General features: G+C 72.1%; 1 pseudogene. It reads right to left on the reverse strand.

Annotated features, from left to right (window positions below):
• Positions 1-269 (reverse strand): annotated as a pseudogene (locus CVH10_RS26050) (hypothetical protein); the annotation flags it as partial.

Consider the following 269-nt stretch of genomic DNA (forward strand, 5'->3'; position numbering starts at 1 on the left):
CTCCACCCCGATCAGCACGTCGCCGGTCGCGTCGCCGCCATCGGCAAGCCCGGTCGCCAGGTTGACGGTCACCCCCGCCGCGGAACCGGCGAAGCTCGCGGTATCGATGCCGGTGCCGCCCGCGATCACGTCGGCGCCGCGCCCGGCGATCAGCATGTCGTCGCCCGCGCCGCCGGTCAGAATGCTCCCGGTCACGGCCGCGCGCAACTGGTCACCGTGCGCCGAGCCGATAACATTCTCGATGCCCAACAACCGGTCGCCCTCGGCAT

This window comes from Halomonas sp. ND22Bw (genome assembly GCF_003011945.1).
Taxonomy (GTDB): Bacteria; Pseudomonadota; Gammaproteobacteria; order Pseudomonadales; family Halomonadaceae; genus Halomonas; species Halomonas halophila.